Here is a 17,367-nt window from a genome sequence, read left to right as displayed (position 1 = left end):
GCCCTCACCGGTAGAGCTGTGCTTCGTCGCGCAGGAAATTGTCGAGCGTTCCCCGGCCGCCTCTGCCGGTGATGTCGATCAGCTCGACGTAGATGTCCTTGCCGTCCTTGATCGGCTCGGTCATGAAGAAACTGCCGAAGGCCCGCACGGGGACATCGCTTTGCCGACCAGAAAGACTGATGCCCGCTGCCTTAACCGCGTTGCAGTCGATGATTGCCCCGTAGAGTATGCGACGGTCGACCGTGGTCACTGGTGTCATCCCGCAGGCCGGGGTGCCGGTTTCGGTGTTCGCCGAAGCATCAGCGATCCGATCGGGGTGTTGCGTCTCGTATTTGTAGACCTCGTAGCGCGTGGGATTTGTTCCCAGTTCGGACGGGAGCGTCGGCTCTGAAGACGTCCCATGCGCATATGTCCAGTAGGTGGACGGGTTCCAGATCCCGTCGCCCAACATGCCAGCGTCACTTCGCCCGCCGTCGAGCGTGGTACAATTCGGGAAACAAGAGTCTTTGTTGAGACCTGTGCCTTGGGAAAGCGTCGTCTCCCAATCGAACGACTTGATCTCGCCGTTCTTGCACACGACGTTCTTGATGCCCATGCGAACGTTCTTTGCAGGGCCGGCGCTGTTGACATAGGTCGATGTGAGGCCGAACCGGGCGTTTAGGCCGTCTTTCACTGGTCCTGAATTTTGACCGGGCTCGGTGTCGACGCCGTCCTGAGCGTAACAGCCGACAGGCTTGACCCTGGCGAGGGATTGCTCAAGTGCGTTGGCACCGTTGCCATCGGGTGAAGCCAGAAAGGCGAAGTTGCCGGGACCATAGAAGCCATCGCCCCGCAGTTTTATCTGTTTGCGACGGTAGGCTTGACTGTTGGCGGCCATTTCAAGCGAAATGCCGCCGGGCAATGCCTCATAAGGGTTGCAGATGAAGACCGGCGTATAGTCGCAAACCGATGTCCTGAAGCCGGCAACGGAGGTGGCGCTTACGTTGAAGCCATTGTTGGCAGAGTTCCCAGTCAGGAAGGACGCAGGGAAGATTGCCGAAAACCCGACTGGCGTAACCGTGATCTCCACATAGCGCGCCAGACGGGCATCGGCCACCTCGTCGGTGATCGCATTGGCGGCTGCGATTGGAAGGCTGTCGTTGGCGGGTATGGATCTTAGGTAGCGCCGCGTCACGCCGGCAGCGGCCAACGCCTTGGGTCCGGGCGGTAAGGCGGTCGAGAAGTTGTAGTTGTTACTCACCAGTGTAGCCAGCGCGCGATCGCCTCGCACGATACTATCGGATTGACCGTCGAGTTCTCCGGCAGTCGCAAGCGAAAGTGCGTCGGCACCCTTCTGCAGGTCGTTGTGCAGATTGTTGACCCGGCTCATGTCGATCGCCAAGAGCGAAAAACCGATGATGGCCGGCAACATGACGCTGACGAGAATCAGCGCTATTCCCCTCTGATCGTGCCAGAACGCGCGAATGGTCCGCAGCATGGCCTTACTCTTTGCTCCCCTGACGCCAGGTTCCCTCGTTGTGCCTGGCGCACTGAAACCGCATCCTTCTGTTTAATTCGCTCCGTTGGTCACACCCGACCCGCCGACATTGACCGTGATCGCAGGCGGTGGCGGCGGTGGAGGTGGAAATTTGTAGCCCTGAGCAACAGCGGCTGCCCGGGCGCCGTCGCCTTCGATATGTGTGTTCTTCGAGTTCGGATTGAACGGATCGACGGTCTGCAGCAGAGAATTGTATTTCTGCGTATCTCCGGCGGCCAGGGTCACCGAATCGTAGTTGTTCAGATAATCGGCGGCGCAGCCCGATAGTGCACCGGCGCACAAGAGGAGGATCAGGACGCTATTTCTTGACATAGAGCATCTTGTCCTTCGATTTGAAGTCCAGCATGTGGCCATAGGGGCCGGTCACGCCATCGCCCGTTTCATATTTGCGGATCATGTCCTTGTTCACCTCGAGCTGGCCGAGCACGAAGAATTCCGGATCGTTGGCCGGCCGTGTCTTGTCGAACGGCGTCGCGAGTTGCTCGCTGGGCTTCACCGGCCGCACGATATGCGGCGTGACGATGACGACGAGTTCGGTCTCTTCCTTCTGATTGCTAGAATTTCGAAACAGCGTGCCGATGACCGGCACCTGGCCGAGCCATGGCACCTGGTTCTGCAGCTTGGTGGTCTTGCTGGACAACAAGCCGCCAACAGCGAAACTCTGGCCGTCGCGCAGTTCGACGACTGTTTCCAGCTTGCGGTTGGTGAAGATCGGGTCGCCGGCGGTGGTGAAACCGTTGAGGTCACTCACTTCCGGCGCCAGCTTCATATGGATCTTGCCGTCGTCGAGTACGACCGGCGTGAACAGCAGATTGACGCCGAATTGCTTGTACGTGATGGTTACCTGGCCATCATTGCCGATGACACGGATAGGCACTTCGCCGCCGGCGTTGAAGCTTGCAGGTTCCCCGGAAAGCGTTGTCAAGTTGGGATTTGCAAGCGTGCGCACAACGCCCTTGTTCTCGAGTGCCTCGATAATCAGGTCAACCTTGATGTTGCTGTCGATAACGCGGGTGATCAGCGCTGCAAACGGATTGCTGCCCGACAGCAGGCCGGTGAGCAGGTTCCCAGGTCCCAGCACCACATCATCTTCGTCGACGGCCGCAACGCCTGTCCCTGTACGGGTTGTGCCGCTGCCATTTCTGCTCCTGATCGACACGCCGAGGTCGCGGCCGGCGTTCCGCTTGGCCTCCAGCACGCGGACCTCGAGATTCACCTGCTGGCTGTCGTCGACGATGACGGAATTGATGATGGCGTCGGGGCCATACTGCTGCGCGACCTCAAGGATCGACGCCAGTGTCGCGCCATCCTTGACATGGCCGCCAAGCCTGACCTTGCCGTTGATCGAACCGATTTCGATGCGCGCCCTGGGCGCCACCTGGCGGATCGCCTGAGCCATGTCGCTGACGTCGACGCCGACCTCGATCTGGATGACACCAAGCGAGCGCTTGTCCGGGGAGAAGAGATTGACCGTGGTGGTGCCGGCGCTCTTGCCGATGACGTAAAGCGTCCGGTCGGTCATCGGCTGGGCATCGGCGATCTTCTCGTCGCCAACGACGATGTCACCGAGATTCGCGCTCACCTGAAGCGTCACCGACTGTGACATCGGCAGGAAAATCCGATGGACGCTTGGGTTTGACACATCGATGAAACGGTCTGCTGCATCAGCCGCAAGGCTCGATAGCAATAGTGCGGCCAGACACCACAACGCGGCCGCCGCTATCTTTAACCAAGCCCCCCGCATCCCCAAACTCCCCACTCGCTGCCGACGCAGCCCTATTTTGTTGGTCGTACCTTATCATGGTTGTCGCGGCACGTCATATGTCTCGAGCTTGACACCCCGAAATACGCCGACCGTCGCCCGCGCCGGTGGCTCGGGGGTCACATACTTGACCACTTCCTTGACGACTTCCTGAACTTCGGGTGCTGAGGCCACCGCCGGAGCCGGCTTGACCTTGCTCAAATCGTCGAGCTTGCTTCCTACTCGTTCGACGGCCTGGGCCAGTCCGGCAATCTTTTCGTCGGCGCGCTTGCGCTCGGCTGCCGCCTCGGCGTCGGCTGCTGCCTGCCTGGCTAGTTCAGCCTGCCTTTTGGCCACATCGTCGGGCGTGTCGCCGGTCAGGTCCGACAGCGTAATACGCTCCGTCGTTTCACCCTTGCTGGCGGCGGCCTGGCGCAGCGCCAGCGACAACTGACCGGCATCGGCCGCAAGCGTAAGTTTCTGGGCGTCCTTGGTGTTGACCTCAAGCGTAACCGACTTCACCACGGTCGGGCTGTCTTTGCTTTCATCGGCTACCTGGTCGACGGCGAGCACCTTTATGCTCTGCAGCAGCACGTCGACAAAACTTTGGTCCGCGCCCTCGGCAGTCCGCATCTTGCGCGTCAGCAGCACATCAACCCGGTCGCCCGGGTAAACAAATCCCGCGACGCCGAGGACGTCGTTGACCCTTATGGAAACGGCCTTCATGCCTTCGGCAAGCACCGCGGAAAGCGTTGCACGCTGGCCGGGCCCGGTGATCTTGGTGGCCAGAACTGGCTCATTGACGCCGATCGACTGCAAGGCCTGCTTTAAGCCTCCGCCGGCCGGAACGTCTCTCGTGAGAAGCTCTTCTGTCGTCTTGAAAGCGCCGGCCGGAACCGCGCCAGATGGCCATGCGACTTCGCGCAATTTGTCGGCGGACAGCGTGTCACCAAATTTCAGCGCCACTGCCGCCACCACGACCGTGTCGCGTGGGACATCACTTGTCTGTGCGATCGCGCTCCGCTGATTGGCCAACCAGATATTCGCGAGCACAACCGCCAATACGCCGAACACGCCGGCGAGGACAATCATGATAACAGTGTTTGCGCGCATTTTCTTTCCCCCGCTAGCCCGGCGTCCATTTGGTGGACGCCGGGGCTGGCCGCGGCGTCTACGTTAAGTTGTTACGGCAACGCCGCCTGCAGCGTGGTCCACTGACCGGTAACCCAGGCGCCAACGAGGATGATCGTGGCGATGACCGCCACGGTGATCATGCCAAGCAGGATCGTGTATTCGACCATAGCAGCGCCGTTTTCATCGTCGCGGAACTGCCGGGTCATTGTCATGAGGTACTTCATGCCAATTACTCCTTACTCCGTTTGGAGGTTGAACCCGACGAGACAAGCCTAGGATGAAATCCATACCAGAGCATCCCCGTCATCTTCAGTCCAATAGCCATGCACGCACGCGAGTGCCACAATAGTGAGCGCTTGTACAACTCGCCAGATTGTGTTGGCCATCTAATCGACGCCGGGACATTTCCCGGCGTCGATCATACCGATCAGAACATCACGGCAGAGCGGCGTTGAGCGCGGTCCAGCGACCGGTAACCCAGGTGCCGACGAGGATGATCGTGGCGATGACCGCCACGGTGATCATGCCAAGAAGGATCGTGTATTCGACCATAGCAGCGCCGTTTTCATCGTCGCGGAACTGCCGGGTCATCGTCATGAGCTTCTTCATGCCAATTAACTCCCTTTGGAGGTTGAACCCGACGAGACGAGCTAAGGATGAACCCCATACCCAAGCATCCCCCGTCGACTCGATCTAAGTCCCGACAAAAAGCAGAGTCAAACGGGATTAACAGTTTCTTTACCTTAGAATACCAGGCCGACGGCCTATTAACATTTGGCAAGCGTCTGATCTTATTTGTTTTTTTAGCGTTCTTAACCATTCATTCATAATCCGACTCGCCCCATTCGGACGACCACATCATATTAGCGAATGTGCATACTCCTTTATATGTAGTAGTTTATCGGAGTTTTTTGGCGAGGGGGTCGCACATTGCAGGGCGAGACGTTTCGTGATGGTTGGGTTTAGGTGTGCTCTTGGACCTACAGCCTCGAAATGAAAGGATTTTTTTGTAGAGAGGTCTTAACTATGTTGCAAGTATTCGACTCTCTCACCCGCGTTCGGCGCTTGTGTCATGCGTGGTTAACGTTTAGTTTCCAGGCTTGGGGATTCTAAGGGAGCTTGGGCGACATGTTAGGCCGCTTTATCAAGGGACCGAATGAGCCGCGGGCCGCGCAACCGGCGCCTGACGTGCCTGCGTTGAATGGAGTGGCAACAATCCCTGCCGCGGATGTCGAAGTGCAGGGCGACGATTTTCTCACACTCAAGGTCGAGCTTCATCGCCATCTCATCGACCGCTTTAACCTGACTGCACTTGAAAGCGCCTCCAAGGACGAAATCCTCAACGAGATTCGGCCGATCGTGCGCGAATTCGTGCGCGGCCGTAGCGTGCCACTTAATGCACGGGAGCTCGACCAGTTGACCAGCGACACGGCCGACGAGATGCTCGGGCTGGGGCCGATCGAGCCACTACTCAAGGACGACACCATTGCCGACATCCTGATCAACACCCACAACCGCGTCTTCATCGAGCGGCGCGGCGTGATCGAGGAGACCTCGATCCGTTTCCGTGACGAGGCGCATCTGCTGCGTGTCATTAACAAGATCGTCTCCGCCATCGGCCGGCGCGTCGACGAGTCGGCGCCGATGGTTGATGCTCGCCTGGCAGACGGGTCGCGCGTCAACATCGCGGTGCGGCCGATCTCGGTCGACGGTCCGCTGGTATCGATCCGCAAGTTCTCTAAGAACCCCTATTCGCTCGAACGTTTGATGGCGTTCAATTCGATCCGTCAGCCGATGATCGATTTGCTGAGGATTGCGGTGCAGGCACGCAAGTCGATCCTGGTTTCAGGCGGCACCGGCAGCGGCAAGACGACCTTGCTCAACGCGTTGTCCAGTTACATCCCGGCTAGGGAGCGCCTGATCACCATCGAGGATGCTGCCGAACTGCAATTGCAGCAGCCGCATGTCGGCCGGCTGGAGACTCGTCCGCCCAATGTCGAGGGCAAGGGCGAAGTGCGCCAGCGTGAATTGCTGAAGAATGCGCTTCGCATGCGGCCGGACCGCATTATCGTCGGCGAGGTTCGCGGCGAAGAAGCCTTCGACATGCTGCAAGCGATGAACACCGGGCATGAAGGCTCGATGACCACCATCCACGCCAATACGCCTCGCGACGCGATATCGCGCCTCGAACAGATGGTCGGCATGGCCGGTATGCCGATGACCAACGATTCCATTCGCGCGCAGATCGCGTCAGCCATCGATATCATCGTGCAGACACAGCGCCTTTCCGACGGCGGACGGCGCGTCGTCTCCATATCGGAACTGACCGGTATGGAAGGCAATGTCGTTCAACTCCAAGAAATCTATCATTTCGTTCGCCGCGAGGTGACGCCGGAAGGCAAGATCGTCGGAGATTTCCGCGCCACCGGTATCCGACCGCGCTTCGCCCAGGACGCAGCCACGCTCGGTCTTCACTTCGCTAAGGATGCTTTCAACCCGCAGGTTCCGCTCTGATGCCCACCGGCCAGACATTGCTATACTTTATCTACGTGCTTGCTGCGGCGTCTGTTATCCTCGCGGCCGAGGCGGTGTTTGTTTCCTATAGTAAACGGCGCTCCACGGTCGGCACGATCAACCGCCGGCTCAAGCGGTTAGCCGACGAGGCCCCTGCTGAACAAACCCTGCAAGGGCTGCTGCGCGAGCGTGGTCTGACCAGCTCAGGCGATTTTCTTTTTAGTGCAGTCGGATTGAACCGGCTTTATACACAGTCAGGCATTACCGGGAATCCATTGTCCTTTGTCACGACGTTCATCCTTGCTGGATTGATACTGGCGATATCATTAGCTTTTGTGCTGCACCTTTCAGTCATATCCTCGCTTGTAATTTTTGTTTTGATTGGATTTGCCTTGCCGCTTGCGTTTGTTCATCGCGCGCGCCGCAGGCGAATCAAGAAATTCGCTGCCCAGCTTCCCGACGCACTCGACATGATCGTGCGTTCACTGCGGGCTGGGCATCCAACGACCGCGGCGATTGCGCTGGTGGCCCGAGAAATGCCTGATCCGCTCGGTACCGAATTTGGCATTGTTTCCGACGAAATCACCTTCGGTCTTAGCCTCGAAAATGCTGTGCGGAAACTCTCGCAACGTGTGGGATTCGACGGCCTTCAGCTGTTGTCGGTATCGCTATCGATCCAGGCCAAGACTGGCGGCAACCTGACCGAGATCCTGTCGAATCTCTCCTCGGTGCTCCGGGAAAGACAGAAACTCAGGTTGAAGATCAGGGCGCTCTCGGCCGAGGGGCGAGTCTCCGCGTGGATCATTTCCCTATTTCCCCTCGCCATGATCGCCATCCTCATGGTCCTCGCCCCAAGTTACTACGGCGACGTATGGGGCAGTCCATTGATCACGCCGGTTTTTACGGTCTTTGGCTTATGGGCGCTGCTGGGTGACTTCATCATGTACCGCATGGTCAATTTCGATTTTTGACGGGGCGAGCTATGAACCTTTTTTCCTTCCCCCAAGATCTCAGCTTTGTGGTTTCTATCGCCGTTTTCCTGGCGGCCATGGCGCTTTTCCTGTTAGGTGCGCTTGTCTTTATGCCGGTGTTGCAGACTCGGAAACTGGTTGCGCAAAGCCTGCTGGCAGAGGGCATTCCCAACCGCCGCTCGCTTGTCGGCCAGGAACAACTGGCCAGGATCTCTGCGCAGCAACCCGTCGACGCCTATTTTCGATCGATCGAAAAGGAACGCGACGAACCGAATGCACTTGAGGCAAAACTCTTTCGTGCAGGCTTCTACCAAGCGAGCGCCCCCCTCATCTATACTCTGTCGCGGCTCGGTGCGGTCTGCCTCGGCTTTGCCGCGACCTACGCGCTGCTGTCAAATGTTTTGCCGCCCAATTTGCCCAGTCTTGTTGCGTTTGGGGGCGCGGCCTTGCTTGGGCTGGCTTGCCTTGTGATTCCAAGTGTCGCGCTTGACCGGTTCGAGAATGGGCAAAAGCAAATCTATCGTCGCGGCTTTCCCGATTTCATGGACATGATCATCACTTGCGCCGATGCTGGCATGAGTCTCGAGGCGGCGGTCGAGCGCGTCAGCAACGAACTGGCCGGAACCCACAAATGGCTCGGCATCCAGCTTGCGATCATGACCTTGCAGTTGCGCGCCGGCAAGCCGCTCCGCGAGGGGCTGCGTGGGCTCGCTGACCGCATCGGGCTTGAAGAGGCGCGGGCCCTGGCGGTTCTGTTTCGGCAATCCGAGGAACTCGGCACCAGCCTGACGGACGCCCTGCGCGTCTACAGCGACGAAATGCGAGGCCAGAGAATCATGCGTGCCGAGGAAAAGGCCAATTCTTTGCCGGTCAAGATGATGATCCCTTTGGGGCTCTGCATTTTTCCAGTTGTGATGATGGTAGTCATGCTGCCGGTGGTAATCCGCATGAAAGGCATTTTCTTCTGAGCAATCATATGCTTTGGTTCTAATTGAAGTGGGGGGGGCCCTGGGGGACGAAATGACAGGGAAAATACGCTTCGCCGCTGCAGCCGGTGTGCTGCTCGTCCTGCTTGCTGGTTGCCAGACCAATGGTAGTGATGATGTCGTCCGCACCAACGAACCCTCCAAAGGCGACGTCACGTCTTTTGGCGATACGTTCGACGGCCTGAAGACGATCAGCGACGTCGACTACTATGCTTCGGACCAGGCCGTCGCCGAGGCCAAGACCCAGTTTCGCTCTGAAAACTACGGCAATGCCGGCGCCCTTTTTTACAAGGCCACCCGACTTGGGCCCAATGACGGCATTGCCTGGCTTGGCCTTGCCGCCTCCTGCGACCGTATTCGCCGTTTCGACCTCGCTGATCTGGCGTATAGCCGCGCCTTCAAGCTGATCGGCGGTACGCCCGAATACTACAACAATCTCGGCTATTCCTATCTGCTTCGCGGCAAGCTGCAGGATGCTCGCACCAATTTCCTCAAAGCCTACGAACTGGCGCCCAGCGATCCGACAGTTGCCAACAATCTGAAGCTGCTGTCGTCCAGTGTGCAGAATATCGAGCGGTAGGCCGGCATGTTGCTCGCCGCATCGCTGCTGCTGAAGGTGCTCGCGATCCCGCTGCTGGCAAGGATCGCTTGGGTAGATTTCGCCACCCAGAAAATATCCAACCGGGATGTGATGCTGCTTTTATGCCTCGGGCTGGGATCGCTGCAGTTCCTGTCGCTTCTATCAGGATCGTGGTGGAATATGGGCCTGAGTGCGCTTGCTGGCCTCGTGCTGTTCATAGCGCTCTTCCCGTTCTGGGCTCTGCGCAAAGTTGGAGCGGGCGATGTCAAACTGATGGCGGTTACGCCGTTCCTGATCGGCGGCAGCGATCTCATCGTGTTTTCCGCACTGCTCCTGGTTTTCGCCCTCGCGACGGCTTTAATCGTGAAGAACCCGTTCATGCTTCCCGAAGGTGCCTTCCGCCTTTATGTTGAGCATCTGGATCGCAAGGGGGTGGTGCCGTTCGGCGTTCCAATCTCGGTCGCTTCGATCTGCACATTGGCGTTTCATATCTACAACAGCTTGATAATCCTAGTCGGTCTGTTGGCCTGACAGGTGGCTGCCTCTACGCCTTTGGGGTGCCCCAGTCAGGGCTTTGCGCAGGGTTGGGGAGGTGGATTAACCCTTTGTAAATCATTAGCTTGCGCTAAAGCCTGCGAAGTGGTTGGGTTTGGTCGTTGCCGGCGGGGCGCCACATGTATCTTTTGAATCTCAAAGCGCTTTTGATTGCGGTTCTGATCTTCGTTCCGATCGAGCAGCTGTTTGCGCTGCGACGCGATCAAAAAATACTGAGAAAAGCATTCTTCAACGACCTGATTTACGCTCTCTTCAACAGCATCCCGACAACCATTGGCTTGATAGCGGCTGTTACGCTGGCGACGAGCACTGTGGGACAACTGATTCCGGCCTATGTTGGCAGCGCTGTGTCATCACAACCGGTTTGGCTGCAGGTGGCAGAGATCATAGTCATTGCGGACTTCGGATTCTACGCAGTGCACCGTGCCTTTCATGCCGTTCCATTCTTGTGGCGCTTTCATGCAATCCATCACAGCATTGAAGAGCTAGATTGGCTGGCCGCCCACAGGATTCATCCCGTCGACTTGGCTCTCACCAAAAGCGCGTCGTTCGTACCCATCTACTTGTTGGGCTTTAATAATCCTGCGATCGCCCTGTTCGGGTTCATTTTCCACGCTCACGGCCTGTTGCTGCATGCCAACGTCAAGCTAAATGTCGGTCCGCTTCGGTGGCTGATCGCCTCGCCCCAGTTTCATCATTGGCATCACGCTCATGACCGCGCGGCATACGACAAGAATTTCGCAGGTCAGCTTGCATTTATCGACGTGCTTTTTGGAACGATGTACCTGCCTGGGAATACGGTGCCAGAGCGCTACGGGATCGATGATGCGATACCTCCAACCTATGTCGAGCAACTCGCCTATCCACTAATACCGAAGGGTAAAACAAATGACGCTCCTGCCGCCGGAGATGCGTGATTTCATCGGGCGTGCCGTGATGACACTTTATTTCACGATGTGCGCCACCTTGAAGGCCGGAGCTCTGATTTCACTTCTGCGTAACGCGGAATGGACGCTTGCGGTGGCCGTCGATGTCGCTGCGGACGTTGCAGCCCTTGGTTTTCTTGTGCTCATTGTTGCCACCACGGTAGGGCGGCTTCCGCCTGTGAAAACGGCGCAAGGGATCGAACCCCGAATCTCGGCGCTGATCGGATGCTTCGCCACCGTAACTTTGATTGCCGCCCATCGCGCCCAGATGCTTCCCCAAGTTCAGCTTGTTGCCAACTTCATCACCATAGTTGGTTTCACGCTTTGCATTTGGTGCCTATGGTGGCTCGGCAGATCGTTCAGCATCACTGCGCAGGCCAGGCGACTTGTCACGGCAGGCCCCTACCGGATCGTGCGACACCCACTCTATGCCTGCGAGGCGATCGTTTTGGTCGGCCTTGTCCTCGGTAATCCAACCTGGACAGCGGCTGCGATCGGCGCCATCGCCCTGGCCTTCCAATATCGGCGGCTGGTCAATGAGGAGAAGGTCTTGCGGGCTGCGTTCCCCGAATACGATGTGTACCGGCGGACGACTCCAATGCTACTTCCATTCTTATCGCTGCCTCGTAGGTGGCGAGGTGCGTTGTAATGGGGAAGGTCGGCGGTTCGTTTTTTTATCATTGAGTTTGACGGCTCTTGTTGCAGGACCCGTATTAGTTTGGTTGCCCTATTCGAACGCTATTTTGATCCTTCAAACATCTGGATCGTCGCGAAGGTAACAGGTCTCGTCGTTGTCTTATATGGAGTTGTAGCCCTAGTCGCTCATCGCATCCGGGGCGATGACTCTCGTCCTGCCCGATTGATCCGAACGTTGGTCGGGGCAGGATATGCGTTGCTACATCTGTGTGCTCTCGCGATACCCTTCGGGATTGCCATCGCCGTCTTCATCTGCCTCGCTTCAGCTAACAGCAGGCCACTGATTGATGGAAACCTAGCGGCACTTGACCGAACGCTCGGTTTCGACTGGCTTGCCTTCTTGGAATTGACCAATCGTAGCTCGGCTGCCAGTGCCATCCTGGTGGCGTCGTACCATTCCATCGGCTTGCAAATGATTATTGTCGCAGTGGTGCACGCCTTCATGCACCGGATGGATCGACTGCTTGAATACTTTGTAGTCAGCGCGGTCTGCCTTACGATCGTAGGGGTCGTTGTCGCATTGGCCCCGGCTGCGGGCGCCTATGCGTTCTTCAATCCGCCAGCCACCACATTGCAATTTCACCGCTCATGCCGGGATGTGGCACCACCCGACTTTGCTGAAGCTGCGATCCGGCGAACCGTTCGCCTTACTTTTGAGTGAGGCTCAACCGCTCGTGACGTTCCCTTCTTTCCACACGAGCCTTGGTGTTATGATCGCGTATTCGATGCGATATTTCCGGATTGTCTTTTGGCCGGTCGTCGTTTTGGAAATCACCATGATCGTCAGTACGATGCCGGAAGGTGGCCATCACTTGGTTGACCTGATTGCCGGGGCAGCCGTCGCGGGAGGTTCTATCGTCGTTGTGAGATCGGCCGCCTATCGTACCAGCCCGGCCATTCAGAGTGCCAACTCGCCGCAACGACCGATTCCTATGGGCCGAAGCTGATCGCCTCTCCGAAAAAGCTTTCCGATCGCTACGCCCACCGACTATCTGCCACGGACAAGTACGTCGCGTTCGCAATGCCAAACGCCACCTACCTACGGGGCTTCGGCGACCTGCCCGCGCCCGCTCGCCCTCCCGTTGTTCACCAGGTCAGCGACGCTCAGCGTGATTGGTATCGGTCGGTACCACGCAAAAAGTGACGTCCTGGCCAAGGCGCGCCTATTCCACGCTGAGCCGTTACCCAATACCGCGCACGGTCTGCACCAGACCGGATTGGACGGATCGCGCTCGACGACATCACGACGTTTGCGTTCCGCAGCCCGGCGTCGAGACGTAGGGGCTGAGCAATAAAAAGCCCGCCACTGTGAGGCAGCGGGTTCTCTTTCGGAAATGATGAGCTGCCTTTTACGGCCGGCCTTCATGGGGCGGGGTTGCGGATGCCTCTGGCCGGACATTCGACGTCATTGAAGCGAGGCACTCCTCCAGACGTTCCAGCCGCGCCTTCTGGCATCGCAGTGTGTGCGCGACGTCATGGAGCCTGGATTTACCCTGAGAGTTGGCGGCAGCGATCAAGTCTATTTGGAGCCGACTGATCTCGCCCCGCAGATCGCGAGCGTCAGCTTCCATCAGACCCCGGATCCATCCAGCCCCGCGCATTCCAGCACACCATCCACCGAGCCCTGCGTCGCACGATAGCAGCGAGTTTGCTAACAACCATGCCATGAACCTTCTCGCATTTTATGCATTGCTAATATCTAAAAGGCCCGCCACCGTCAGGCATCCGGGCAGTTTTTGCCCGTTCGGATCGTTCTGTGAGGTTTGTAACAGACGCATCGACGTATCAGCGTAGGCTACGTGCAGTTTACTGCAGCGGTAAAGGGAGTGGTACGATGCTTTTGAACCTTCCTAGGCTTGTGAATCTTCCTCTTGTCGCAGTTGGTCCCCTTGCCGATTGGGTCCGTCATCGAGCCGAGCAGAAGGCGCTGTTGAAGGCAACGGACGAGTTGAGCGAGTCACCAGACGACATGCTCAGCGACATCGGGATTTCCCGTGACGACATCACGACGTTTGCGTTCCGCAGCCCGGCGTCGAGACGTTGGGGCTGAGCAACAAAAAAGCCCGCCAGAGGCAGCGAGCCAAATTATTCGAGAATTAAACTGGATCGTTCCAGGTTCTGTAGCGCGGGAAGCGCCGCCGGTCGCCGAACACCCGGCCGAGGATGCGAATGCAAGAAGATGGCCCTCGTCCGCACAGCAGGGAATCGAGAAGGAACGTCTCGTGCAGACTTCCCTTGGCGGCAAAGCGACCCGCATAGCCTCGCCCGTGATTGTTGCGCCAGCTCATGGTTTGGGGATGACCGCCTCCAAACATAGCGACCACAACGCACCCGTCCTCCAGTTCCGCGTCTGGATCAATGATAAGGCTTTCAGGCAATTAGCTCATTCTAAAATATCGCTGCAGTATGATGTCGCATCAGCGTAAGCGCTGTTCTCAGGCCACGGCCTTGAGCTCGAGCTTGTCGATGTAGGCCCAGGGCAGGAGATCGTCGATCTGGCTGTTAGGATGGCCGTTGACGATCCTGGTGAGGACATCGGCGACATAGCCGAGCGGCTCAACGCTGTTGAGCTTGCAGGTTTCGATCAGCGAGGCGATGACGGCCCAGTGTTCGGCGCCGCCGTCAGAGCCTGCGAAGAGCGCATTCTTGCGGTTTAGCGCGATCGGACGGATGGAGCGCTCGACGGTGTTGCTGTCGATCTCGATGCGGCCGTCTTCGAGGAAGCGCGAGAGGCCTTCCCAGCGTGAGAGCGTATAGCGGATTGCCTCTGCGAGCTTGGTCTACTGACTGATCAGGCCGAGCTTCTCACGCAGCCATGGGTCGAGTGCTGCGATGATTGGAGTACTCTTTTCCTGACGCGCAGCGCGGCGCTCGTCGGCCGATCGGCCATGGATGCTGTCCTCGATTTTGTAGAGTTCAGCGATCCGTCTGAGCATCTCGCTGGCGATCGGCGCGGGACCGGCTGCCGCCAGTTCATAGAAGCGCCGGCGCACATGTGCCCAGCAGAAGGCGAGCGTCACGCCGCTCTTCTCGGCCAGCACGCGATAGCCGCCATAACCGTCGACCTGCAAGATTCCGCCAAATCCTGCGAGATGAGCAATCGGCCGCTCGGCCTTTCGGTCCGGCGCATAGACATAGGCGACGCCCGGCGGGTCGCTCCTCTCCCATGGTCGGTCATCGCGGGCATAGGCCCAGAGCTGCCCAGTCTTGGTCTTGCCGCGGCCGGGATCGAGCACCGGCGCCGTGGTCTCGTCAGCGAAGAGTTTTGGTGAGGTCTTCAGCTTGCCAAGCAGCCGCTCATGCACCGGACGCAGGTGCCAGGCGGCGCGGCCGACCCAGTCGGCGAGCGTGGAGCGATCGAGATTGATGCCTTGCCGGGCATGGATCTGCGCCTGACGATAGAGCGGCAAGTGATCGGCGTATTTGGAGACCAGCACCTGGGCGACCGTTGCCTCGGTCGGAAGACCACCCTCGATCAGCCGCGCCGGCGCGGGAGCCTGAATGACCACATCCTCACAGGCGCGGCAGGCATATTTGGGCCGGCGCCCGACGATCACACGCAGCTGCGCCGGAACGATATCGAGCCGCTCGCTCACGTCCTCACCGATCCGGTGCAAGTCATTGCGGCAGCACGGGCAGGCATGGTCCTCGATGTCGACCACCATCTCCACGCGCGGCAGATGGGATGGCAGCACGCCCCGGTTCGCTCGGCGCTTTGCGACACGCGCCTGACGTTCGCCATGAGCGGTCTGTGCCTGCTCTTCGTCACCGGCGGCCTCGATCTGCTCGGCCTCTTCGAGCCCCAGCAGCAATTGATCCTCGGGGAGCGTCTCAGCACGACGGCCGAAGCGGTGGCGCTGCAATTCCTTGATGATCTGGATCAGCCGGGCGTTCTCGACGTCGCGCGCCAGGACCATCGCCTTGAGCGCATCCGGATCGTCGGGAAGCTGGTCCGCCGTCATCGCCATGACCGGATCAGACCATATTCGCCGACAGCCCGCGACAGCGGAATCCAGGCTGATTCACTTCGTCGCGGGTCAGCCGGCCTGGGCTGGAACACGGGTCCGGCGCGCCTCATGGACGCGCCGCCAGTCGAGACCTTCGAGCAGCGCCGAGAGCTGCGCGGCCGTCAGCCGCATCATGCCGTCATGCACCTTCGGCCAGCGGAACTCCCCATCCTCCAAACGCTTGGCATAGAGGCAGACGCCAGTGCCGTCCCAGAAGATCAGCTTGATCCGGTCCGTCCGCTTGGCGCGGAAGACGTAAACCGCCCCACTGAACGGATCGGCGCCCATTGTCTCGCGCACCAGCGCCGCCAGCCCCTCCGCACCCTTGCGGAAGTCGACTGGCTTTGTCGCCACCATTACCTTGACCGCACCCGTCGGCCCGATCACGTCGTTGCCTTAAGCGCGCGGATTACCGCAGCCACCGTCTTGTATCGGCGCCACGGCCAACGCGCATGGCGACACCGTCGATCTCAAGCTCGATCACGCCGGCGTCGCGGACCGTCTTCTGCTTCCGTGGTCGTGGGCGCTGCGCCACCGGTTACGGCAAGGACGCTGCACCCACCGCAGGAACGAACAGAGATTCTGATGCTGTCGCCTCTGCCGAGGGCTGACGCGCAGCTCGGCGCCAGGCAAACAGTTGCTGCGGGGAAAGCGCATATCGGCGAGCTACAGCACAAACCGTTTCACCAGCCTCGTAGCTCTCCGCAACGATCCGCGCCTTCTCCTCTGGGGGCCACTCGCGTCGCCGGCCGGAGCCCGTGAACACCTCGAACCGGCGCACCGGCTCCAAACACGCCGATCCCCGAAAGGTGCCGTCGGAACATCGCTTACGCATCAGCTAGCGCTACCATCCATAGAAATGGGCCGCCGCGCGGGAAGATAGAGCCCCCTCTGCCTAAGATATAATCATATTGGCAATCACGCGCATTCGTTTGTCGATTCGACTTCGAAGGCCGTGATCGGCGAGCATATGGAATTAGTCGGCCCGGTCACGCGCATCGACGGCGACAAGGTAACCGTCAGCCTCCGGCCACTCGTGACTGTCGACGCCGAGCACGTGCGCGTTGTTGAGAGCCATGTGGGGTCGCCACGGCGAAAAAAGCCGATTGTTGACAAAGCCTAACGGCGCTGCTTGAGGAGATCAAAGGCCTCGTCGCAGGGGCAGCCGCCGGAAAGAATGGGATTCGGGCCGCTTTGGATAATTATGCGGTTCCCGAGCCAGCACGGCGACAAGTACCGAGCAGTCGAGTTCCTCGTTGAACGAAAAGTGCGGGTCGGCCTCTGGGAAGATCTGAGCCAAGCGTAGCGATTTCAACCTGGCTGTCTTGGCGGCACGTTCTGCGCATTCAACCTCATTGATCGCTTTCGCGGACCGCACTGCACCTCGGCGTTCTCCCAGCCAACACATTTCCTGGTAGCCTCATTCTCACCTCCCCCCGACTCAACTTTCTACATTCGGATGAACCATGTCGCCCTTCATTCTGATGAAGCCCAAGCTCAAACAGGGGGCCAGATGGCCGCGATTGTGGGCTCGCACCGACCGGCGAGGTGATGCGAGCCCGGCCGAGTCTTGCGGGACCTCGACCAGCAGCGAACACCCACTCGCTGCCGTTCTATAACAAAGCCCCCAAATTTTGAACTGACCCCCGAAAGTTGGACACAACCTTCGGGGGTTTTGCATGTCCAGACACGGCGAGAGTTTCAAGCGCTCGGTTGTCGA

18 protein-coding genes and 1 pseudogene are annotated in these 17,367 nt (G+C 58.9%); 10 read left to right on the top strand and 9 right to left on the bottom strand.

Going from position 1 to position 17,367, the window contains the following annotated elements; all coding sequences use genetic code 11:
- Positions 1-4: 4 nt before the first annotated feature.
- The 6 genes from NKJ77_RS28200 to NKJ77_RS28175 form a co-directional block, all read right to left on the bottom strand.
- On the bottom strand, positions 5-1,477 hold the full coding sequence (locus NKJ77_RS28200; protein ID WP_352536097.1) for a pilus assembly protein TadG-related protein: 1,473 nt from the start codon (positions 1,475-1,477) through the stop codon (positions 5-7).
- Positions 1,478-1,549: 72 nt separating this feature from the next.
- Positions 1,550-1,849, bottom strand: coding sequence for a hypothetical protein (locus tag NKJ77_RS28195; protein ID WP_352536096.1), 300 nt, complete (start codon positions 1,847-1,849; stop codon positions 1,550-1,552).
- Complete coding sequence (locus NKJ77_RS28190; RefSeq protein ID WP_352536095.1) at positions 1,836-3,281, bottom strand: type II and III secretion system protein family protein; 1,446 nt, start codon at positions 3,279-3,281, stop codon at positions 1,836-1,838. The genes NKJ77_RS28195 and NKJ77_RS28190 overlap by 14 nt, the downstream gene beginning before the upstream one ends.
- 54 nt (positions 3,282-3,335) lie before the next feature.
- Positions 3,336-4,391, bottom strand: coding sequence for a Flp pilus assembly protein CpaB (cpaB, locus tag NKJ77_RS28185; protein ID WP_352536094.1), 1,056 nt, complete (start codon positions 4,389-4,391; stop codon positions 3,336-3,338).
- A gap of 71 nt (positions 4,392-4,462) precedes the next feature.
- Positions 4,463-4,636 (bottom strand): Flp family type IVb pilin, encoded by a 174-nt coding sequence (locus tag NKJ77_RS28180; RefSeq protein ID WP_352536093.1) that lies wholly within the window; start codon positions 4,634-4,636, stop codon positions 4,463-4,465.
- 211 nt (positions 4,637-4,847) lie between these two features.
- Positions 4,848-5,021: a Flp family type IVb pilin gene (locus NKJ77_RS28175; RefSeq protein WP_352536092.1), complete on the bottom strand. Its 174-nt coding sequence runs from the start codon at positions 5,019-5,021 to the stop codon at positions 4,848-4,850.
- A 519-nt stretch (positions 5,022-5,540) separates the two neighbouring features.
- Between NKJ77_RS28175 and NKJ77_RS28170 the strand changes: the two genes are divergently transcribed.
- The 10 genes from NKJ77_RS28170 to NKJ77_RS28125 all read left to right on the top strand — a co-directional run bounded on the left by NKJ77_RS28170 (position 5,541) and on the right by NKJ77_RS28125 (position 13,690).
- On the top strand, positions 5,541-6,926 hold the full coding sequence (locus NKJ77_RS28170; RefSeq protein WP_352536091.1) for a TadA family conjugal transfer-associated ATPase: 1,386 nt from the start codon (positions 5,541-5,543) through the stop codon (positions 6,924-6,926).
- Entirely contained in the window at positions 6,926-7,897 is a 972-nt protein-coding gene (locus tag NKJ77_RS28165) for a type II secretion system F family protein (RefSeq protein ID WP_352536090.1), read from the top strand. The genes NKJ77_RS28170 and NKJ77_RS28165 overlap by 1 nt, the downstream gene beginning before the upstream one ends.
- Positions 7,898-7,908: 11 nt before the next feature.
- On the top strand, positions 7,909-8,865 hold the full coding sequence (locus NKJ77_RS28160; protein WP_352536089.1) for a type II secretion system F family protein: 957 nt from the start codon (positions 7,909-7,911) through the stop codon (positions 8,863-8,865).
- 52 nt (positions 8,866-8,917) lie between these two features.
- The gene (locus NKJ77_RS28155; protein WP_352536088.1) at positions 8,918-9,463 is read left to right on the top strand and encodes a tetratricopeptide repeat protein; all 546 of its coding nucleotides are present in this window, start codon (positions 8,918-8,920) and stop codon (positions 9,461-9,463) included.
- Between the two features lie 6 nt (positions 9,464-9,469).
- Positions 9,470-9,994, top strand: a complete 525-nt coding sequence (locus NKJ77_RS28150) for a prepilin peptidase (protein WP_352536087.1) — start codon at positions 9,470-9,472, stop codon at positions 9,992-9,994.
- 143 nt (positions 9,995-10,137) lie between these two features.
- The gene (locus NKJ77_RS28145; protein WP_352536086.1) at positions 10,138-10,935 is read left to right on the top strand and encodes a sterol desaturase family protein; all 798 of its coding nucleotides are present in this window, start codon (positions 10,138-10,140) and stop codon (positions 10,933-10,935) included.
- Entirely contained in the window at positions 10,907-11,593 is a 687-nt protein-coding gene (locus NKJ77_RS28140) for a methyltransferase family protein (protein WP_352536085.1), read from the top strand. Before NKJ77_RS28145 ends, NKJ77_RS28140 begins: the two co-directional genes overlap by 29 nt.
- Positions 11,594-11,662: 69 nt before the next feature.
- A complete protein-coding gene (locus tag NKJ77_RS28135; protein ID WP_352536084.1) occupies positions 11,663-12,301 on the top strand; it encodes a phosphatase PAP2 family protein in 639 nt (212 codons plus the stop codon).
- Positions 12,183-12,587: a phosphatase PAP2 family protein gene (locus NKJ77_RS28130; protein WP_352536083.1), complete on the top strand. Its 405-nt coding sequence runs from the start codon at positions 12,183-12,185 to the stop codon at positions 12,585-12,587. Before NKJ77_RS28135 ends, NKJ77_RS28130 begins: the two co-directional genes overlap by 119 nt.
- An 887-nt stretch (positions 12,588-13,474) precedes the next feature.
- Complete coding sequence (locus NKJ77_RS28125; RefSeq protein ID WP_352536082.1) at positions 13,475-13,690, top strand: hypothetical protein; 216 nt, start codon at positions 13,475-13,477, stop codon at positions 13,688-13,690.
- A 385-nt stretch (positions 13,691-14,075) separates the two neighbouring features.
- On the opposite strand, the pseudogene tnpC reads toward NKJ77_RS28125, so the two are convergent.
- The 3 genes and pseudogenes from tnpC to NKJ77_RS28110 form a co-directional block, all read right to left on the bottom strand.
- Positions 14,076-15,608: pseudogene (gene tnpC, locus NKJ77_RS28120) on the bottom strand (IS66 family transposase).
- A 69-nt stretch (positions 15,609-15,677) separates the two neighbouring features.
- Positions 15,678-16,034, bottom strand: a complete 357-nt coding sequence (gene tnpB, locus NKJ77_RS28115; protein WP_023709031.1) for an IS66 family insertion sequence element accessory protein TnpB — start codon at positions 16,032-16,034, stop codon at positions 15,678-15,680.
- A 151-nt stretch (positions 16,035-16,185) separates the two neighbouring features.
- Positions 16,186-16,482: a transposase gene (locus tag NKJ77_RS28110; protein WP_352536081.1), complete on the bottom strand. Its 297-nt coding sequence runs from the start codon at positions 16,480-16,482 to the stop codon at positions 16,186-16,188.
- Between the last annotated feature and the right edge of the window lie 885 nt (positions 16,483-17,367).

Source organism: Mesorhizobium sp. M0052, from assembly GCF_040323255.1.
GTDB lineage: Bacteria > Pseudomonadota > Alphaproteobacteria > Rhizobiales > Rhizobiaceae > Mesorhizobium.
This window is presented reverse-complemented; position numbering and strand designations above follow the sequence as displayed.